At 72.5% G+C, this 15512-nt stretch carries 13 protein-coding genes; 10 read left to right on the top strand and 3 right to left on the bottom strand.

The window, feature by feature from the left end:
• Window positions 1-38 precede the first annotated feature (38 nt).
• The 7 genes from ESZ52_RS12260 (at window position 39) to ispG (ending at window position 8478) form a co-directional block, all read left to right on the top strand.
• Window positions 39-1952: a propionyl-CoA synthetase gene (locus tag ESZ52_RS12260; RefSeq protein WP_131105175.1), complete on the top strand. Its 1914-nt coding sequence runs from the start codon at window positions 39-41 to the stop codon at window positions 1950-1952.
• Between the two features lie 103 nt (window positions 1953-2055).
• Entirely contained in the window at window positions 2056-2373 is a 318-nt protein-coding gene (locus ESZ52_RS12255; protein WP_131105174.1) for a hypothetical protein, read from the top strand.
• Window positions 2370-3761 (top strand): WXG100 family type VII secretion target, encoded by a 1392-nt coding sequence (locus tag ESZ52_RS12250; RefSeq protein ID WP_131105173.1) that lies wholly within the window; start codon window positions 2370-2372, stop codon window positions 3759-3761. The genes ESZ52_RS12255 and ESZ52_RS12250 overlap by 4 nt, the downstream gene beginning before the upstream one ends.
• On the top strand, window positions 3758-4678 hold the full coding sequence (locus ESZ52_RS12245) for a hypothetical protein (protein ID WP_131105172.1): 921 nt from the start codon (window positions 3758-3760) through the stop codon (window positions 4676-4678). The genes ESZ52_RS12250 and ESZ52_RS12245 overlap by 4 nt, the downstream gene beginning before the upstream one ends.
• Window positions 4675-5883, top strand: coding sequence for a 1-deoxy-D-xylulose-5-phosphate reductoisomerase (dxr, locus tag ESZ52_RS12240; RefSeq protein WP_131105171.1), 1209 nt, complete (start codon window positions 4675-4677; stop codon window positions 5881-5883). The genes ESZ52_RS12245 and dxr overlap by 4 nt, the downstream gene beginning before the upstream one ends.
• 12 nt (window positions 5884-5895) lie before the next feature.
• Window positions 5896-7212 carry a M50 family metallopeptidase gene (locus ESZ52_RS12235; protein WP_131105170.1) on the top strand — a complete coding sequence of 439 codons (1317 nt, stop codon included), beginning with the start codon at window positions 5896-5898 and terminating at the stop codon, window positions 7210-7212.
• A 93-nt stretch (window positions 7213-7305) separates the two neighbouring features.
• Complete coding sequence (gene ispG / locus ESZ52_RS12230) at window positions 7306-8478, top strand: flavodoxin-dependent (E)-4-hydroxy-3-methylbut-2-enyl-diphosphate synthase (RefSeq protein WP_131105169.1); 1173 nt, start codon at window positions 7306-7308, stop codon at window positions 8476-8478.
• 65 nt (window positions 8479-8543) lie between these two features.
• Here ispG and ESZ52_RS12225 read toward each other — a convergent pair whose 3' ends face one another.
• Complete coding sequence (locus ESZ52_RS12225) at window positions 8544-9905, bottom strand: hypothetical protein (protein ID WP_131105168.1); 1362 nt, start codon at window positions 9903-9905, stop codon at window positions 8544-8546.
• Between the two features lie 79 nt (window positions 9906-9984).
• Here ESZ52_RS12225 and ESZ52_RS12220 point away from each other — a divergent pair, with 79 nt between their 5' ends.
• Genes ESZ52_RS12220 through ESZ52_RS12210 form a run of 3 tightly spaced genes read left to right on the top strand, consistent with a single transcriptional unit; the run spans window position 9985 to window position 12097 of the window.
• Entirely contained in the window at window positions 9985-10848 is an 864-nt protein-coding gene (locus ESZ52_RS12220) for a GNAT family N-acetyltransferase (RefSeq protein WP_131105167.1), read from the top strand.
• The gene (locus ESZ52_RS12215; protein ID WP_238154532.1) at window positions 10845-11567 is read left to right on the top strand and encodes a nucleoside/nucleotide kinase family protein; all 723 of its coding nucleotides are present in this window, start codon (window positions 10845-10847) and stop codon (window positions 11565-11567) included. Before ESZ52_RS12220 ends, ESZ52_RS12215 begins: the two co-directional genes overlap by 4 nt.
• A gap of 56 nt (window positions 11568-11623) precedes the next feature.
• On the top strand, window positions 11624-12097 hold the full coding sequence (locus ESZ52_RS12210; RefSeq protein WP_131106612.1) for an SRPBCC family protein: 474 nt from the start codon (window positions 11624-11626) through the stop codon (window positions 12095-12097).
• An 11-nt stretch (window positions 12098-12108) separates the two neighbouring features.
• Here the strand turns inward: ESZ52_RS12210 and glpK are convergent, their stop codons facing one another.
• On the bottom strand, window positions 12109-13671 hold the full coding sequence (gene glpK / locus ESZ52_RS12205) for a glycerol kinase GlpK (protein WP_131105166.1): 1563 nt from the start codon (window positions 13669-13671) through the stop codon (window positions 12109-12111).
• Window positions 13672-13751: 80 nt separating this feature from the next.
• A complete protein-coding gene (locus ESZ52_RS12200) occupies window positions 13752-15494 on the bottom strand; it encodes a glycerol-3-phosphate dehydrogenase/oxidase (protein WP_131105165.1) in 1743 nt (580 codons plus the stop codon).
• Window positions 15495-15512: the final 18 nt, after the last annotated feature.

Raw genomic sequence — 15512 nt, 5'->3', positions numbered from 1 at the left:
CTCTTCCGCACGTTCGGGGCCGGGTGTTGGATGGAGCCATGAGCACCGACGCCCAGAAGAGCTACCGCGACACCATGGCCCAGTCGTTGGCCGACCCGAGCGCGTTCTGGGGGGAGGCAGCAGGTCTCGTCGACTGGGTCACCCGCCCGACCCAGGTGCTGGACGAGACGAACCCGCCCTTCTACCGATGGTTCACCGGGGGCCGCCTCAACGTCTGCTTCAACGCTCTCGACCGGCACGTCGTGCACGGCCGTGCGGACCAGCTCGCGCTCATCTACGACAGCCCGGTCACCGGCAGCAAGAGGAGCTACACCTATGCCGAGCTGCTGGACCTCGTCGCCCGGTTCGCCGGCGTGCTGCGCGACCTGGGCGTCACCAAGGGCGACCGCGTGGTCATCTACATGCCGATGGTGCCGGAGGCCGTCATCGCCATGCTGGCCGCTGCCCGCATCGGGGCGGTGCACTCCGTGGTCTTCGGCGGCTTCGCGCCGGCCGAGCTGGCCGCCCGGATCGAGGACGCCGCCCCCAAGGTCGTCGTCTCGGCCAGCTGCGGGGTCGAGCCCAGCCGGGTGGTGCCCTACAAGCCCATGCTGGACGAGGCGATCGAGCGTTCGGCGCACAAGCCGGACCACTGCGTGATCCTGCAGCGGGAGCAGCTGATCGCCGAGCTGGGCGAGCGGGACCTGGACTGGAAGCAGGTCATGCACCCGGACGCCGTCGCACCGGCGGGGGTGGTCCCCGTCGAGGCGACCCACCCCCTCTACATCCTCTACACCTCAGGCACGACCGGGAAGCCCAAGGGGATCGTCCGCGACAGCGGCGGATATGCCGTCGCCCTGCGCTGGTCGATGACCAACCTCTACGGCGTGCAGCCGGGAGACACCTGGTTGTGCGGCTCGGACGTCGGCTGGGTGGTCGGCCACTCCTACATCGTCTACGCGCCGCTGCTGACCGGCGCCACCACGGTCCTGTTCGAGGGCAAGCCGGTCGGGACCCCGGACGCCGGGGTGTACTGGCGGATGATCCAGGAGCACGGCGTGGTGGCGGCGTTCACCGCACCCACGGCGATCCGCGCGATCAAGAAGCAGGACCCGCGTGGGGAGCTCATCGGCGACCACGACCTGAGCTCGCTGCGGGCGCTCTTCCTGGCCGGCGAGCGCCTCGACCCGGACACCTGGCAGTGGGCCACCGAGCACCTCAGGGTGCCGGTCATCGACAACTGGTGGCAGACCGAGACCGGGTGGCCGATCGCGATCAACCCGCTCGGCCCGGAGGGGGCGACCTTCGAGATCAAGCCCGGCAGCCCGACCCTGCCCACGGCCGGCTATGACGTGCAGGTCCTGGACGAGAAGGGCGACCCGGTGCCGGCCGGCACCGAGGGCGCCATCTGCCTGCGGCTTCCCCTGCCGCCGGGCACCCTGCCCACGCTGTGGCAGGACGACGACCGCTACGTGTCCTCCTACCTGTCGGCCTTCGACGGCTACTACCTGTCCGGTGACGGAGGTTTCGTCGACGAGGACGGCTACGTCTACGTCATGGGCCGGACCGACGACGTGCTGAACGTCGCCGGTCACCGCCTGTCCACCGGCTCGCTGGAGGAGGCGCTCTCCGGGCACCCTGCGGTCGCCGAGTGTGCCGTGATCGGGGTCAACGACCCCCTCAAGGGGCAGGTGCCGCGGGCGCTCGTCGTGCTCAAGGCCGGGATCGACCTCGACGACGCGGGCAGGGAACAGCTGCAGGCCGAGCTCGTGCAGCGGGTGCGCGACGAGGTCGGGGCCGTCGCCGCGCTGCGCCAGGTGGACGTCGTCGACGCCCTGCCGAAGACCCGCTCCGGCAAGATCCTGCGCAAGACGATGCGGCAGATGGCGGACGGTCAGGAGGCGATGGTCCCGTCCACGATCGAGGATCGCTCGGTGCTCGACGCCCTGGAGCAGGTGCTGCGGCGCGGCTGAACCCCGTCTCCTGTGGATAACCCCCAGCAGGGTCGCGGCCGGGTGCCTACTGTCGGGGTGAGCCGGGCGCGTGGTGCGTCCGGCCCGACCCGAGGGGGATCCGATGGGGTATGCCGTGCGCGTGGACGCAGACCGGGTGGCCGCCGCCGCGACGCAGCTGAGCGCTCTGCACGACGACCTGGAGCGGGCCGGCGGTGCCCTGGCGCAGGCGCTTCGAGCCGCGGCCGATGCGGCGGGCCGAGGGACGTTGGCCGTGACGGCCGAGGCGGCTGCCCGCCAGTGGCAGGGCGGGATGGTCAGGGTCGCCCTGCACGGGCGCGACCTGGCGCGGGCGACGCTGGAGGCCGCCGAGCTCTACCGGACGGCTGAGCTGCTGACGGCCCGGGCGTTCCGCCTGCCGGTGGGCGGGGGTGCGCCGTGAGCCTGGACCACGGGGCGGCCTCAGGCGGTGCTGGCGCTACGGCCGCCGCCGTCCCGGCGGCCGGCGGGCTGAGCCCGGTGCTGCTCGTGCGACCCGACGAGCTGCGCCAGGCGGGTCGGTTGCTGCGTGGGGTCGGGGAGCAGGTGGAGGAGCTCGCCGACCGGGCTCGGCAGGAGGTGGCCGACCTGGGCCAGACGTGGACCGGGCTGGCCGCCCTGGAGCAGCAGTCCCGGGCCGCCGTCGTGCGCGAGCTGGTGCGAGTGACCGCACGCCCCGGTCGGGCAGCGGCGGACGCGCTGGACCGCGCGGCCGAGGTGGCAGCGTCAGCTGGGGACCGCGTGCGCGCCTGGACACGCCGGGTGGACGACTGCCGCGCAGAGCTGACCGCGCTGCGGGCAGCCGGCCCCCCGCCCGAGCCGCACCTGGAGCAGGTGTGGCGACGCCGGCTGCAGCAGGTCGAGCAGGAGCTGGTCCTGGCCCAGTGCCTGGTGGGGGAGGCCGAGCAGGAGTGGCGGGCCGCCGAGCAGGACGTCGTCGCCGTCGTCTCGACGGCGTGGTCGGTGGTCACCGAGCTGGAGCAGGCCCGACAGGTGCTGCAGCCCGTTCTGCAGGCGGCGACGAAGGCCTGGACGAGCGTGCGCTCCGCCGGGCTCACCACCGCGACCGCGATCGCCCTGGCCCGGGCACGGTGGCAGCGTTCGGCACCACTGCGTGACCTGGCGCTGCGACGGGCCCGGGTCTGGTTGCGTCAGCTGACGACCGGCAAGCCCGGGCGCGGCAAGGACTGGACGCTGGTGCGCAAGGCCAAGTTCGTCCCCGGCCCGGTGGGATGGGTGCTGACCTACCTGGGGGCACTGGACGACGTGCGTACCGGTGGCGGCTACCCCGGCTGGCGCGGCGACGTCACCCGGTTCCTCGCGGGCGGCGCCCTCGTGGGCGGTCCACTCATGGTGCTCGGTCTGGCCCTGCCACCGCTGGGTCTCGCCGGCATCACCGCCGTCTCCGCCTACCAGGCGTGGACGGCTGGCAACCTGGTCTGGGACAACCGGGGCGCCGTGCTGCGCTACGCCCGGCAGGCGGCGGAGGGAGCGGTCCTGGTCGACCGCAAGCTGGACGAGCTGCGCGCCCGCGCGTACCTCCGGGTGGCCGAGCACCTCACCATGCTGCGCGAGGCCCGGACCTGGCAGGTGACCCCGAGCGGCCCCCGGCCACGGATCGATGTGCTGGACACCCTCGGCCCCGTCCTGGAGCGGCTCCCGGACATCGAGTGGCTGCGCGAACGATGGCGCCAGGTCGGTGAGCCCGTCCGCCTGCCCGCGGTGCCGCTGCCTCCGATCCTGCCGCCGCTACGGGTGGGCACCTGGCCGCGGCTGCCGGGGATCCCGTGAGCGACGACGCCCAGGACCGCGAGGTCGAGAAGGAGGAAATCCAGGACGCGGACGAGGTCGACCGCACCAGAGCGGGTGCGGCCGACGGGCACCTGGCGGGAACGGCCCAGCACCGATCGCTCGGCCCGGCGCTCGTGCTCACGGCCGTGGAGCTCACGGTGCTCGAGGAGGCTCACGCCCGCGGTCTGTCCGCGCAGGCCAGCGCGCCGGGCTTCACGGGCAGCGAGGAGGTCCCCGACACCGGACCGGTGGACGCGGGACCGACGGGTGCGGAGCCGAACGACGCGGGATGGAGCCAGGCACGGTGGTCCCTCGTCGCTCGCGGACTGCTCACCACGGACGGCGGACTGCCCGAGGACACCGACCTCGGGCGGCTCCTGCAGACCCTCCTGGACGTGCGGTTGGCAGCGGCGGCCCTGGTCGTGGTCGAGCGGCTCGTGGGGGACGGCCGACGGGACGTGCGGCTGCTGCACCTGGTACCTCAGGGCGGGGTCGTCGAGGACGTCCATCCGGAGGGGCTGCACGGCCTCGACCTCATGCTGAGCGCGGACCGCCTGGTCGCCGCCGTGACCGAGATGCTGGTCCCGGCGGACGCCAGGGCCGGCGACGGCCCGGAGGTGACCGCCGACCTGGCGGGCGCGGCTGCCCGGCCCGGCGCGGCCGACGCGTCCGTGCTGCTGCCGGCGCTGCTGCACCACCCGACGGTCCTGGCCGAGCTGACGATGGTGCGCCCGCAGCACGAGGCGACCGGCCACCTGGTGGCGCTCGGCCCTGGGGGCTGCTGGGCGGGGCCGACACCGTCCGGCCTGGGACTGCTGCGGCTCTCACCGGTCGGGCCGGGATGGGTCGGTGAGGTGGCGACCTCCTGGGTGCAGGACGTGGTGGGCGTCCCGGGAGGGGGCACAATGGCGGGGTGAGTGTCCGTACCCTGACCCTGCTCGGCTCGACCGGCTCGATCGGCACCCAGGCCGTCGAGGTGATCGAGAACCACCCGGACCGGTTCGTGGTGCGCGCCCTGGCCGCCGGGGGCGGTGACCTGGGGTTGTTGGCGCGACAGGCGGTGCAGCTGCAGGTCGAGGTCGTGGCGGTGGCCCGCGACGACGCTGCGGAGGAGCTGACCGAGGCCATCGGGGAGGCGGCGCGGGAGGCGGGGCGCACGGCATACCGGCCCGAGGTGCGCAGCGGCCCGGAGGCGGTGTCGGAGGTCGCCGGGAACGGCGCCGACGTGGTGCTCAACGGCATCACCGGCAGCATCGGGCTGCGCCCTACCCTGGCGGCCCTGGCCGCGGGCAGCTCTCTGGCGCTGGCCAACAAGGAGTCGCTCATCGTGGGGGGCCCGGTCGTGCGTCGCGCCGCCGCACCCGGCCAGATCGTGCCTGTCGACTCCGAGCACAGCGCGATCGCACAGAGCCTGCGCGGGGGCCGGCGCGAGGAGGTGCGCCGCCTCGTCGTCACCGCCAGCGGGGGACCGTTCAGGGGGATGACCCGAGACCAGCTGCATGACGTCACGCCCCGGCAGGCCCTTGCCCACCCCACCTGGGACATGGGACGGGTCGTCACCACGAACTCGGCGACCCTGGTCAACAAGGGCCTGGAGGTGATCGAGGCCCACCTGCTCTTCGACGTCCCCTTCGAGGCCATCGAGGTGGTGGTCCACCCGCAGTCGGTCGTGCACTCCATGGTGGAGTTCCACGACGGGTCGACGATCCTGCAGGCCTCCCCGCCGACCATGCACATCCCGATCGGGCTGGGCCTGTCCTGGCCGGACCGGCTCACCGACGTCGCCCCCGCCTGCGACTGGAGCCAGGCCTCGACCTGGGAGTTCTACCCCCTCGACGACGAGGCGTTCCCGGCGGTGCGCCTGGCCGAGCAGGTCGGGCGGGAGGGCGGCACCTACCCGGCCGTCTACAACGCGGCCAACGAGGTCTGCGTCGACGCCTTTCACGACGGGCGGCTGCCCTTCACCGGCATCGTCGACACCGTCGCCGCCGTGGTCGAGGAGCACGCGGGGAACCCCACGTCGTCCTCGTCGGTTGACCTTGACGTGGACCAGGTGCTCGCGGCCGACGCCTGGGCCCGCGAGGCCGCGGCCTCCCGCATCACCCACGCGCGCAGGACCTGACCAGGAGGGGCCATGCTCTACCTCATCGGTGTGCTCATCATGGTGCTCGGCATCGCCGTCTCCATCGCGCTGCACGAGATCGGCCACCTGCTGCCGGCCAAGGCCTTCCGGGTCCGGTGCACCCAGTACATGGTGGGCTTCGGCCGGACCCTGTGGTCCACCCGCCGAGGGGAGACGGAGTACGGCATCAAGGCCGTCCCGCTGGGCGGCTACGTCCGGATGATCGGGATGTTCCCGCCCGGTCGGGACGGTCGCGTCCGGGCGAGCAGCTCCAACCCCTTCCACCAGATGGTCGAGCAGGCGCGGGCCGACTCACTGGAGGAGGTCGGCCCCGACGACGACGACCGGGTGTTCTACCGGCTGCCGGTCTGGAAGCGGCTGGTCATCATGGCCGGCGGACCGGTGATGAACCTGGTGCTGGCCGCCGGCCTGATGGGCCTGGTCCTGACCGTGCACGGCGTGCCCTCGGACCTGACCCCCACTCTGAGCAACGTGCAGGCCTGCGTCAACGACGACGTCACCGACGTCAGCTGCGAGAGCCAGCCGCCCTCGCCGGCCCTGGCCGCGGGTCTGCAGGTCGGGGATCGCATCCTGTCCGTGAACGGCGAGGAGGTCACGACCTGGTCCGAGGCCAGCTACGCGATCCAGAACGCCGGCGACCGGGCGACCTTCGTGATCGACCGGGACGGGCAGCAGGAGACGCTGACCGCCGACCTGGTCGTGCGGGAGCGGCCCGTCATCGGGGCCGACGGCTCGGTGGAGCTGGACGAGGCGGGGGAGCCGGTGATGCGGGAGCTGTCCTTCCTGGGCGCCTCCGGCTCGGTCCTCTACGAGCGCCAGCCGGTCAGCGAGGTCCCCGGTGTGGTGTACGACATGTTCAAGCGCACCGCGGGCATCGTGGTGACCCTCCCGGTGCACCTGGTCAACGTGGCCAACGCGGCCTTCGGCCCCGACGAGCGCGATGTCGAGGGCCCGATGTCGGTCGTCGGCGCCGGCCGCGTGGCCGGGGACGTGAGCCAGTCCGGCCTGATGCCCGGGGACACCACCACCGACAAGCTGTGGTGGCTGGTCTCGCTCATCGCCTCCCTGAACATGGCGCTGTTCGTCTTCAACCTCATCCCTCTGCTCCCGCTGGACGGCGGCCACATCGCCGGCGCCCTCTGGGAGGGGCTCAAGCGCACCGCGGCCCGGTTCCGCGGGCGTCCCGACCCCGGCCCGGTCGATACCGCCAAGGCCTTGCCCGTGGCCTACGCGGTGGCCATCGGGCTGCTGGCGATGAGCGCCCTGCTGATCTACGCCGACATCGTCAAGCCGATCCGCATCACCTGACCCCCCGGCCCTCCGCGACCTCGACGGTCTGCGCGGCGACCCCTGGTCGGCTCCCGCAGGTCGCACCCAGACCCGGGTGCGACAATGGTCGGCATGACTGCTGGTGTCCCCATCTCGCTCGGTATGCCGTCCGCCCCGCCGCCCGTGCTGGCGCCGAGGCGGCAGAGCCGCAAGATCCGCGTCGGCAAGGTCGAGGTCGGTGGTGACGCCCCCATCTCGGTCCAGTCGATGACCACGACGCAGACGACCGACATCAACGGCACGCTGCAGCAGATCGCCGAGCTCACCGCGACCGGGTGCGACATCGTCCGGGTCGCCTGCCCGACCCAGGACGACGCCGACGCCCTGCCGATCATCGCCAGGAAGTCGCAGATCCCGGTCATCGCCGACATCCACTTCCAGCCCAAGTACGTCTTCGCCGCGATCGACGCGGGCTGCGCCGCGGTCCGGGTCAATCCCGGCAACATCAAGAAGTTCGACGACAAGGTCGGGGAGATCGCCCGGGCGGCCAAGGACGCCGGCGTCTCGTTGCGCATCGGCGTCAACGCCGGCTCGCTGGACAAGCGGCTGCTGGCGAAGTACGGCAAGCCCACCGCCGAGGCCCTCGTCGAGTCGGCGGTCTGGGAGGCGAGCCTGTTCGAGGAGCACGACTTCCACGACTTCAAGATCTCGGTCAAGCACAACGACCCGGTCGTCATGGTCAAGGCCTACGAGCTGCTCGCCGAGCGTGGCGACTGGCCGCTGCACCTGGGCGTGACCGAGGCCGGGCCGGCCTTCCAGGGCACGATCAAGTCCTCGGTCGCCTTCGGTGCGCTGCTGTCCAAGGGGATCGGCGACACGATCCGCGTCTCGCTCTCCGCCCCGCCGGTGGAGGAGATCAAGGTCGGCAACCAGATCCTGCAGAGCCTCAACCTCAAGCCGCGCAAGCTGGAGATCGTCTCCTGCCCCTCCTGCGGCCGTGCCCAGGTGGACGTCTACACCCTGGCCGAGGAGGTCACCGCCGGGCTCGAGGGCATGGAGGTGCCGCTGCGCGTGGCAGTCATGGGTTGCGTGGTCAACGGCCCGGGCGAGGCCCGCGAGGCCGACCTCGGCGTCGCCTCCGGCAACGGCAAGGGGCAGATCTTCGTCAAGGGCGAGGTCATCAAGACCGTCCCCGAGAGCCAGATCGTCGAGACCCTCATCGAGGAGGCCATGCGCATCGCCGAGGAGATGGGCGAGCCCGTCGACGGTCAGCCGGCCGGCAGCCCCAGCGTCACCGTCGGCTGAGAGCTCACGGCTGTGACGTCGCTGGTACGACGCCCTGCCTCCGCACGCAGCTCGCTCAGCCTGGGCTAGCCGCCCAACCCGCAGAGGTTCTCGGCGTTGTCCCGCAGGTCGACGGCCTCGAACCTCCCCGTGGTGTAGGCGTTGCCGCGCACCGCGCACGTCTGGCTGTCCCGGATGAGCACGTGGGTCAGCGCCACCTCGTGCGGCTCGGTGCCGCCGAGGACGACAGCTCCCTTGTCGATCCTGGTCGCCCGCTCGGCGCCCGCATACGCGACGGTGGTGTGAGCCAGGTCCAGCGAGGAGTCGGTCAGGTGCAGGCCGTCCCAGGACCCTGGGTTCTCCTCGACCCCGGTGAGCAGCACCGGTGTGCTCTCCGTGCCGGCGGCCACGACCCTGGAGCCGGCGAAGGCGTCGATCCCGCCCTCCTGCCCGAAGAAGATCTGCGTGCCGGCCTCGATGCGCAGGGTGCTGCCGCCGTCGACGTAGATGTTGCGCGGGTAGGGGTACTCGTCGCCGCCGTTGCGGTACGGCACCCCCAGGTCAGGGACCCGGTGCTCCTGGCCGTCGGTGACCTCGCCGCCGAGGTAGACGAACGGCAGCCCGTTGGCCGGCCAGGTCTCCGTGGAGTCCTGGCCGAGGTAGTCGCTGCCGCGATCCAGCCGGGTGGCGTTGATGACGGACGTGCGAACGCCATACTCCATGTTGTCCGCGAAGACGTTGCCGGTGAACTCACCGAGGGTCAGCTCGGTGGCGTCGAGCCCGGAGGTGGCCGACCCGACGACACGGGTGTGGGTGATGTGGATCGGCTCGGTCGGGTTGACCGCGTGGCCGATGGCGGCCTGGCAGACCGGCCCTCCGGGGTGGCTGACGGCCGTGCTGGTCTCGAGCCGCCCGGCGTGCAGCAGGTCGACGTGGTCCAGCACGCTCTCCCCGCTGCCGTCGAAGCACAGACCCACCCAGGTCCCGTGCCCCTCGGCCATGCCACGCAGGACGATCCGGTCCTGCGCGGTGCCGCGCGCGACGATGCTGCCCTCCGGCCCGATCCGCAGCCGGGCGTCGGGCGCGAAACGGATCTCGGTGCCAGCCTCGATGACCAGGCCCGCGGAGACGTCGAGCCGCCCCTCGACGGCGTAGTCGCACCCCGGACCGCTGTCGGTCAGCCGGGTGGGGCGGGTGAGTGAGTCCACGGTCTCGCGGCACTGGTCGTCCGGGCGCGGTGCCGTGCTCGTGGTGGGTGCGTCCGTCGTCGCGCTGGCGGCAGCGGGATCGGTCGCAGTCCCGGCCGTCGAGGGGTCGGGCGTCGTGCTCGCTGAGGTCTGGCTGCACGCGGGGAGGACACCCAGCACACCCACCGCCACGAGCGCCGCTGCGGCCGCGGCCGGCGAGAGCCTCGAGGACGGTGGTCGGCGGAAAGAAGCGTGCCCCATCGGAGGAACCCTAGCGGCACGCCGGAGCCCGGTATGGCGCAGCACGGCCTGAGCGGATGCCGCCCGGTAACGTCAGCACATGAGCCCGGATCCGATCGGCCGCAGCACGGCACGGCACTCCGTCTGGGACGACGTCTGTGACGCCTACCACCTGGTGGACCGTACCGACCTCGGTGTCGTCGAGGAGGTCGTGCCCCCTGGCGCCGGCGGGAGGCCGCACCAGCACGCACGTTCCCGGGAGTTCTTCTACGTCCTGGCCGGGGAGGCGACCATGGTCCTGGGGCCGCGCGAGGTGCGGGTCACGGAGGGCAGCGGGGTGGAGGTCCCGGCCGGCACCAGGCACCAGGTGCGTAACGACGGGCGCGAGGAGCTGCGTCTGCTGGTGGTCAGCTCCCCGCGGGTGGCCGACTCGGGCCGTCGCCGAGGCTCACGCCCCCTCGCGCGCGACCGGTCCGGTCCGGTGGTCGGCAGCCACCTGCGCCGTACCCGCCACGGCGACCTGAAGGCGGTGGTCTCCTTCGAGCAGGAGCCGGACACGCAGCCCTTCCTCGGCCAGGGTGGCCAGGACTGGCACGAGCGCGCCCTGACCGACCCCGACATGGAGCACTGGGTGCTCGTCGACCGGCTCGACCGGGTGGTGGCCTTCGGCATCCTGGCCGGGCTGTCCCGACCGGACACCGTGGAGATCCGCCGCATGGTCGTCGCCCCGGAGGGGCGGGGCCAGGGCCTGGGTCGACTCCTGCTGCGTCAGCTGCTGGAGCACGCCCTCGCCAGCCCCGAGGTCCGGCGGGTGTGGCTCGACGTGAGTGCGGACAACACGGGGGCCCGCAGCCTCTACCGGTCGATGGGCTTCGTGGAGAAACCGACGCCGGCCGACGTGACCCTGCTCGAGGACGGGGTCTACCTGGAGTGGTCGGGGCAGGCGCCTACCCTGGCCCGATGAGCGCCGGATTCCTGCCCGTCCGCCAGCTGGTGCTGGTCGACCTGCTCTCCCTCATGGTCGCGGTCCACCCCGGGGAGCGGGCGGTGATCGCCGTCGACGGGCCGGACGGGGTGGGCAAGACCCGGCTCGTGGGCGAGCTGGTCGCCCTGGCGCCGCACGTGGCGGGTCGCGCGGTGCACTCCGTGTCGGTGGACGGATTCCACCACCCACGGGTCGTGCGGCACGCCCGGGGGAGCACCGGGGAGACCTTCTACGCCGACTCCTACGACTACGAGGCCCTCCGCAGCAAGGTGCTGCGTCCCTTCCGGGCCGGGCGTGAGATCGTCCCGGCGGTCCACGACGTCGACACCGACCAGCGGCTGCAGCCGGACCCTGTCGAGCTGCCCGAGGATGCGCTCCTGCTGGTGGAGGGCATCTTCCTGCGCCGCCCCGAGCTGCGGGGGGAGTGGGACGCGACCTGCCTGGTCACCGCCCCGCTGGAGGTCACGGTGGCGCGGGGCAACGCGCGGCAGGGGCAGGGGCAGGGGCGGGAACGGGGACGGATGGCCGGGGAGGACGACCCCGAGCACCCCTCCAACGCCCGGTATGTCGAGGGGCAGCGGCTCTACCGGCTCCAGGCCCGCACCTGGGCGCCGACCTGGATCGTGGACAACACGGACCTGTCCCGGCCCGAGCTCATCGTGCCCGACCCCGACGAGCCGCAGTGGTTCGACCAGTGACGCGTGCGGGCTGATCCTCGGTCGCTGGGGGTGGGAGAATGAGGCGCGTGTCACGCATGTACACGTCATACCGTGTCTCCCGCACGATCCGGATCGAGGCCCCGCCCGCCGCGGTCCACCCCCACGTGACGGAGCTGCGCCGCTGGGCCGACTGGTCGCCCTGGGAGGGCAGCGACGACGACCACCACCTGGAGCGCAGCTACACCGGACCGGACCGCGGGGTCGGCGCCGGCTACGCGTGGTCGGGGAACAAGGACTCGGGGGCCGGCAGCGTGATGGTCGCCCTCGACCAGGGGTCGCGGGTCGAGCTGGACCTGCACTTCCACGAGCCGTTCCCGGCGGAGAACCACCTCCGTTTCGACCTCGACCCGGAGAGCGGGGGGCGGGCCTGCGTGGTGTCCTGGACGGTGACCGGGGTGCCCACGGGGTTGATGCGGACGCTGGCGCGCGTGCTGCCGATGGACCGGCTCGTCGGCCGGGAGCTGGAGAAGGGATTGCGCCGGCTCAAGGCGCTGGTCGAGGCCGGGTAGGCCGGAGGTCGTCAGCCGGCGGCGTCCTGCTGCTCGGCCGCCGCCTGCTCGGCGACCTCCTCCTCGACCGCCGCGGTGTCCTCGTCGACCCACGCGAAGGTGCGGGTGACCGCCTTCTTCCAGGTCCGGTAGAGCCGCTCGCGCTCCTCCGTGCGCATTTGCGGGCTCCAGCGACGGTCGACGGACCAGTGCTCGGTCAGCTCTTCCTGACCCTCCCAGAAGCCGACCGCGATCCCGGCGGCGTAGGCCGCGCCGAGGGCCGTGGTCTCGACCACCTCGGGGCGCACGACGTCCAGGTCGAGGAGGTCGGCCTGGAACTGCATGAGCAGCTCGTTGGCGACCATGCCGCCGTCGACCCGCAGCTCGGTGATCTGCACGCCGGAGTCGGCCCGCATCGCGTCCAGGACCTCACGGGTCTGGTAGGCGGTGGCCTCCAGGGCGGCGCGGGCGATGTGGTGCTTGTTGACGTAGCGGGTCAGCCCGACCACCGCGCCGCGTGCGTCGTCGCGCCAGTAGGGCGCGAACAGCCCGGAGAACGCGGGCACGATGTAGCAGCCACCGTTGTCGTCGACCTGCGCGGCCAGCTCCTCGACCTCGGCCGCGTCGGAGATGAGACCGAGGTTGTCCCGCAACCACTGCACGAGCGAGCCGGTGACGGCGATCGAGCCCTCCAGGGCGTAGACCGGGTCCTGGTCGCCGAGCTGGTAGCAGACGGTGGTGATCAGGCCGTTCTCGCTGGGCACGATCTCCGTGCCGGTGTTGAGCAGCATGAAGTTGCCGGTGCCGTAGGTGTTCTTGGACATCCCACGCTCGAAGCAGGCCTGGCCGAAGGTGGCGGCGTGCTGGTCGCCGAGCATCCCGGCGATGGGCACGTCCAGCTTGTCGCTGTGGCCGTAGACCTCCGAGCTGGACCGGATCTCGGGCAGCATCGCCTGCGGGACCCCGATCGCCTCGCACAGCTCCGGCGACCAGGACAGGGTGCGCAGGTCCATGAGCATCGTCCGGGAGGCGTTGGTGACGTCGGTGACGTGGATGCCGCCCTCGGGTCCGCCGGTGAGGTTCCACACCAGCCAGGAGTCGATGGTGCCGAAGAGCAGCTCGCCGGCCTCGGCCCGCTCCCGGGCACCCTCGACGTGGTCCAGGATCCAGCGGGCCTTCGGCCCGGCGAAGTAGGTGGCGAGCGGCAGCCCGCAGACCGGCTTGAACCGGTCCGGCCCGTGCTCCCCGCCCAGCTCGGCGACCAGGTCGGAGGTGCGCGTGTCCTGCCAGACGATCGCGTGGTGCACCGGCTCCCCGGTGCTGCGGTCCCAGACCACGGTGGTCTCGCGCTGGTTGGTGATGCCGATCGCGGCCAGGCCGCCGCCCGTGACGTTGGCCCGGCCCAGGGCCAGGCCGATCACCTCCCGGGTGTTGTCCCAGATCTCCACGGGGTCGTGCTCGACCCAGCCCGCCCGCGGGAAGATCTGCTCGTGCTCCCGCTGGCCCACGGAGCGGATCCGGCCCCGTCGGTCGAAGACGATCGCCCGGGTGCTGGTGGTCCCCTGGTCGATGGCCAGGACGTACTGCTCGCTCACCCTCTGCTCCTCACCCACTGCTGGTCACGGTCTGCTGGTCACGGTCTGCTGGTCACTGCCGGCTGCTCACTGCCGGCTGCTCACCGTCTGCTCTGCGTCGTCTCCGCGCCCTGCTCGGCGTGGAAGGCCGCGAGCGCGGCCTCGTCGGTGTCCTCCTCGGCCGCGGCGCACACACCGCGGACCCACCCCGTGTAGGCCTCGATCTCGTGCGCGAGACGGTCGTGGTCCCACCCCAGCCACTGCTCCGCGATCTCGGCGATCTCCGGCACGGCGGAACGGCCCTGGTCGGGTGCCTCGTAGACGAGCCGGGTGCGCCGCATGAGCAGGTCCTCCAGGTGCAGGACCCCCTCGCTGATGCAGGCGTAGGCGATCTCGGCCCGCAGGTAGGCCGGGGCGTGCTGCAGCGGGCGGGCGAGCGAGGGGTCTTCCTCGATGAGCTCGAGCAGCTCCTCGATCAGCGAGCCGTAGCGGTGCAGCAGGTGGTCGGTCAGCTGCTCGCTCCAGCCGAACTGGCGTCGCAGCGCAGGCATGCGGCGGCGCATCGCCGTCTCCCCGACGGCTCCCACCAGCGGGATCTGGTCGGTGATGCTGCCCAGCGCCCCGGGCTCGTCGGCCAGCGCGAAGTCCACGGCGTCCTTGGCCATGACGCGGTAGGTGGTCAGCTTGCCGCCGCCGATGACGGTGAGGCCCGGCGCCGGGCTGGCCACCGTGTGCTCCCGGCTCACCTTCGCCGAGTCCGTCCCCTCCCTGGTGCCCGGCTGCAGCAGCGGACGCAGCCCGGCATACCAGCCGACCAGGTCGTCCCGGGTGAGCCGGGTGGTCAGCACGGCGTTCGCCTGCTCGAGCAGGTAGTCGACGTCGGCGGCGGTGGCCACGGGGTTGCGGCGGTCCAGACCCCACGGGGTGTCGGTCGTGCCGATGATCCAGTACCGGGCCCAGGGGATGAAGAAGAGCACCGAGCGCTCCGTCTGCAGGAACAGCCCGCTGGAGCCGTCGATCTTCTCCCTCGGCACGACGAGATGGACACCCTTGGAGGCCAGCACCCGCAGCCCGCCCTCGACGTCCGCGAGCTTCGGGACGTCGTCGGTCCAGACGCCGGCGGCGGCCACGACGTGCCGGGCGCGGCACTCCAGCTCCTCGCCCGACTCCCGGTCCAGCAGCCGGGCGCCCACGACCCGGCCGTCCTCGTCCTTGACCAGCTCGGTCACGCGGGTCCGGCTGGCGGGGTGGGCACCGTAGGAGTGGGCGGTGCGCACGAGCGTGGCGACCAGGCGGGCGTCGTCGACGGTGGCGTCCCAGTACTTCACCGCCCCGATCGCGGTGCGGTGGCGCAGGGCCGGGAACTCGCGCTGCAGCCCCGCGCGGGTGCGGTGCTGGTGGATGGGCAGGGCCCGCCGGCCCGGCATGAGGTTGGCCAGCACGTCGTAGAGGGTGACACCGGCCCCGTAGTAGGCGCGCTGCCACAGCCGGTGTTCCAGCGGGATGAGAAAGGGCATCGGCTTGACCAGGTGCGGGGCCAGCGTGTTGAGCAGCAGGCCGCGCTCGGTCAGCGCCTCGTGCACCAGCTTGAAGTCGAGCATCTGCAGGTAGCGCAAGCCCCCGTGCACCAGCTTGGTGGACCACTGCGAGGTGCCCGCGCCCCAGTCCTCCGCCTCGACCAGCACGGTGGTCAGGCCCCGCGTCGTGGCGTCGAGCGCGACCCCCGCGCCGGTCACCCCGCCGCCGACGACGAGCACGTCGACCGGCTCGCCGCCCGCCGCGCTCTCCCGCAGGATGCGCAGGGCCTCGTCCCGGCTGCGGCCGGTCAGCGCGCGTGGCTGCATGGCCACCCCTTCCTCTCG

Source organism: Ornithinimicrobium sufpigmenti, assembly GCF_004322775.1.
Classification (GTDB): Bacteria; Actinomycetota; Actinomycetes; order Actinomycetales; family Dermatophilaceae; genus Ornithinicoccus; species Ornithinicoccus sufpigmenti.
Note: the sequence above shows the minus strand (reverse complement) of the source record. Positions and strands in the feature narration are given on the sequence as shown.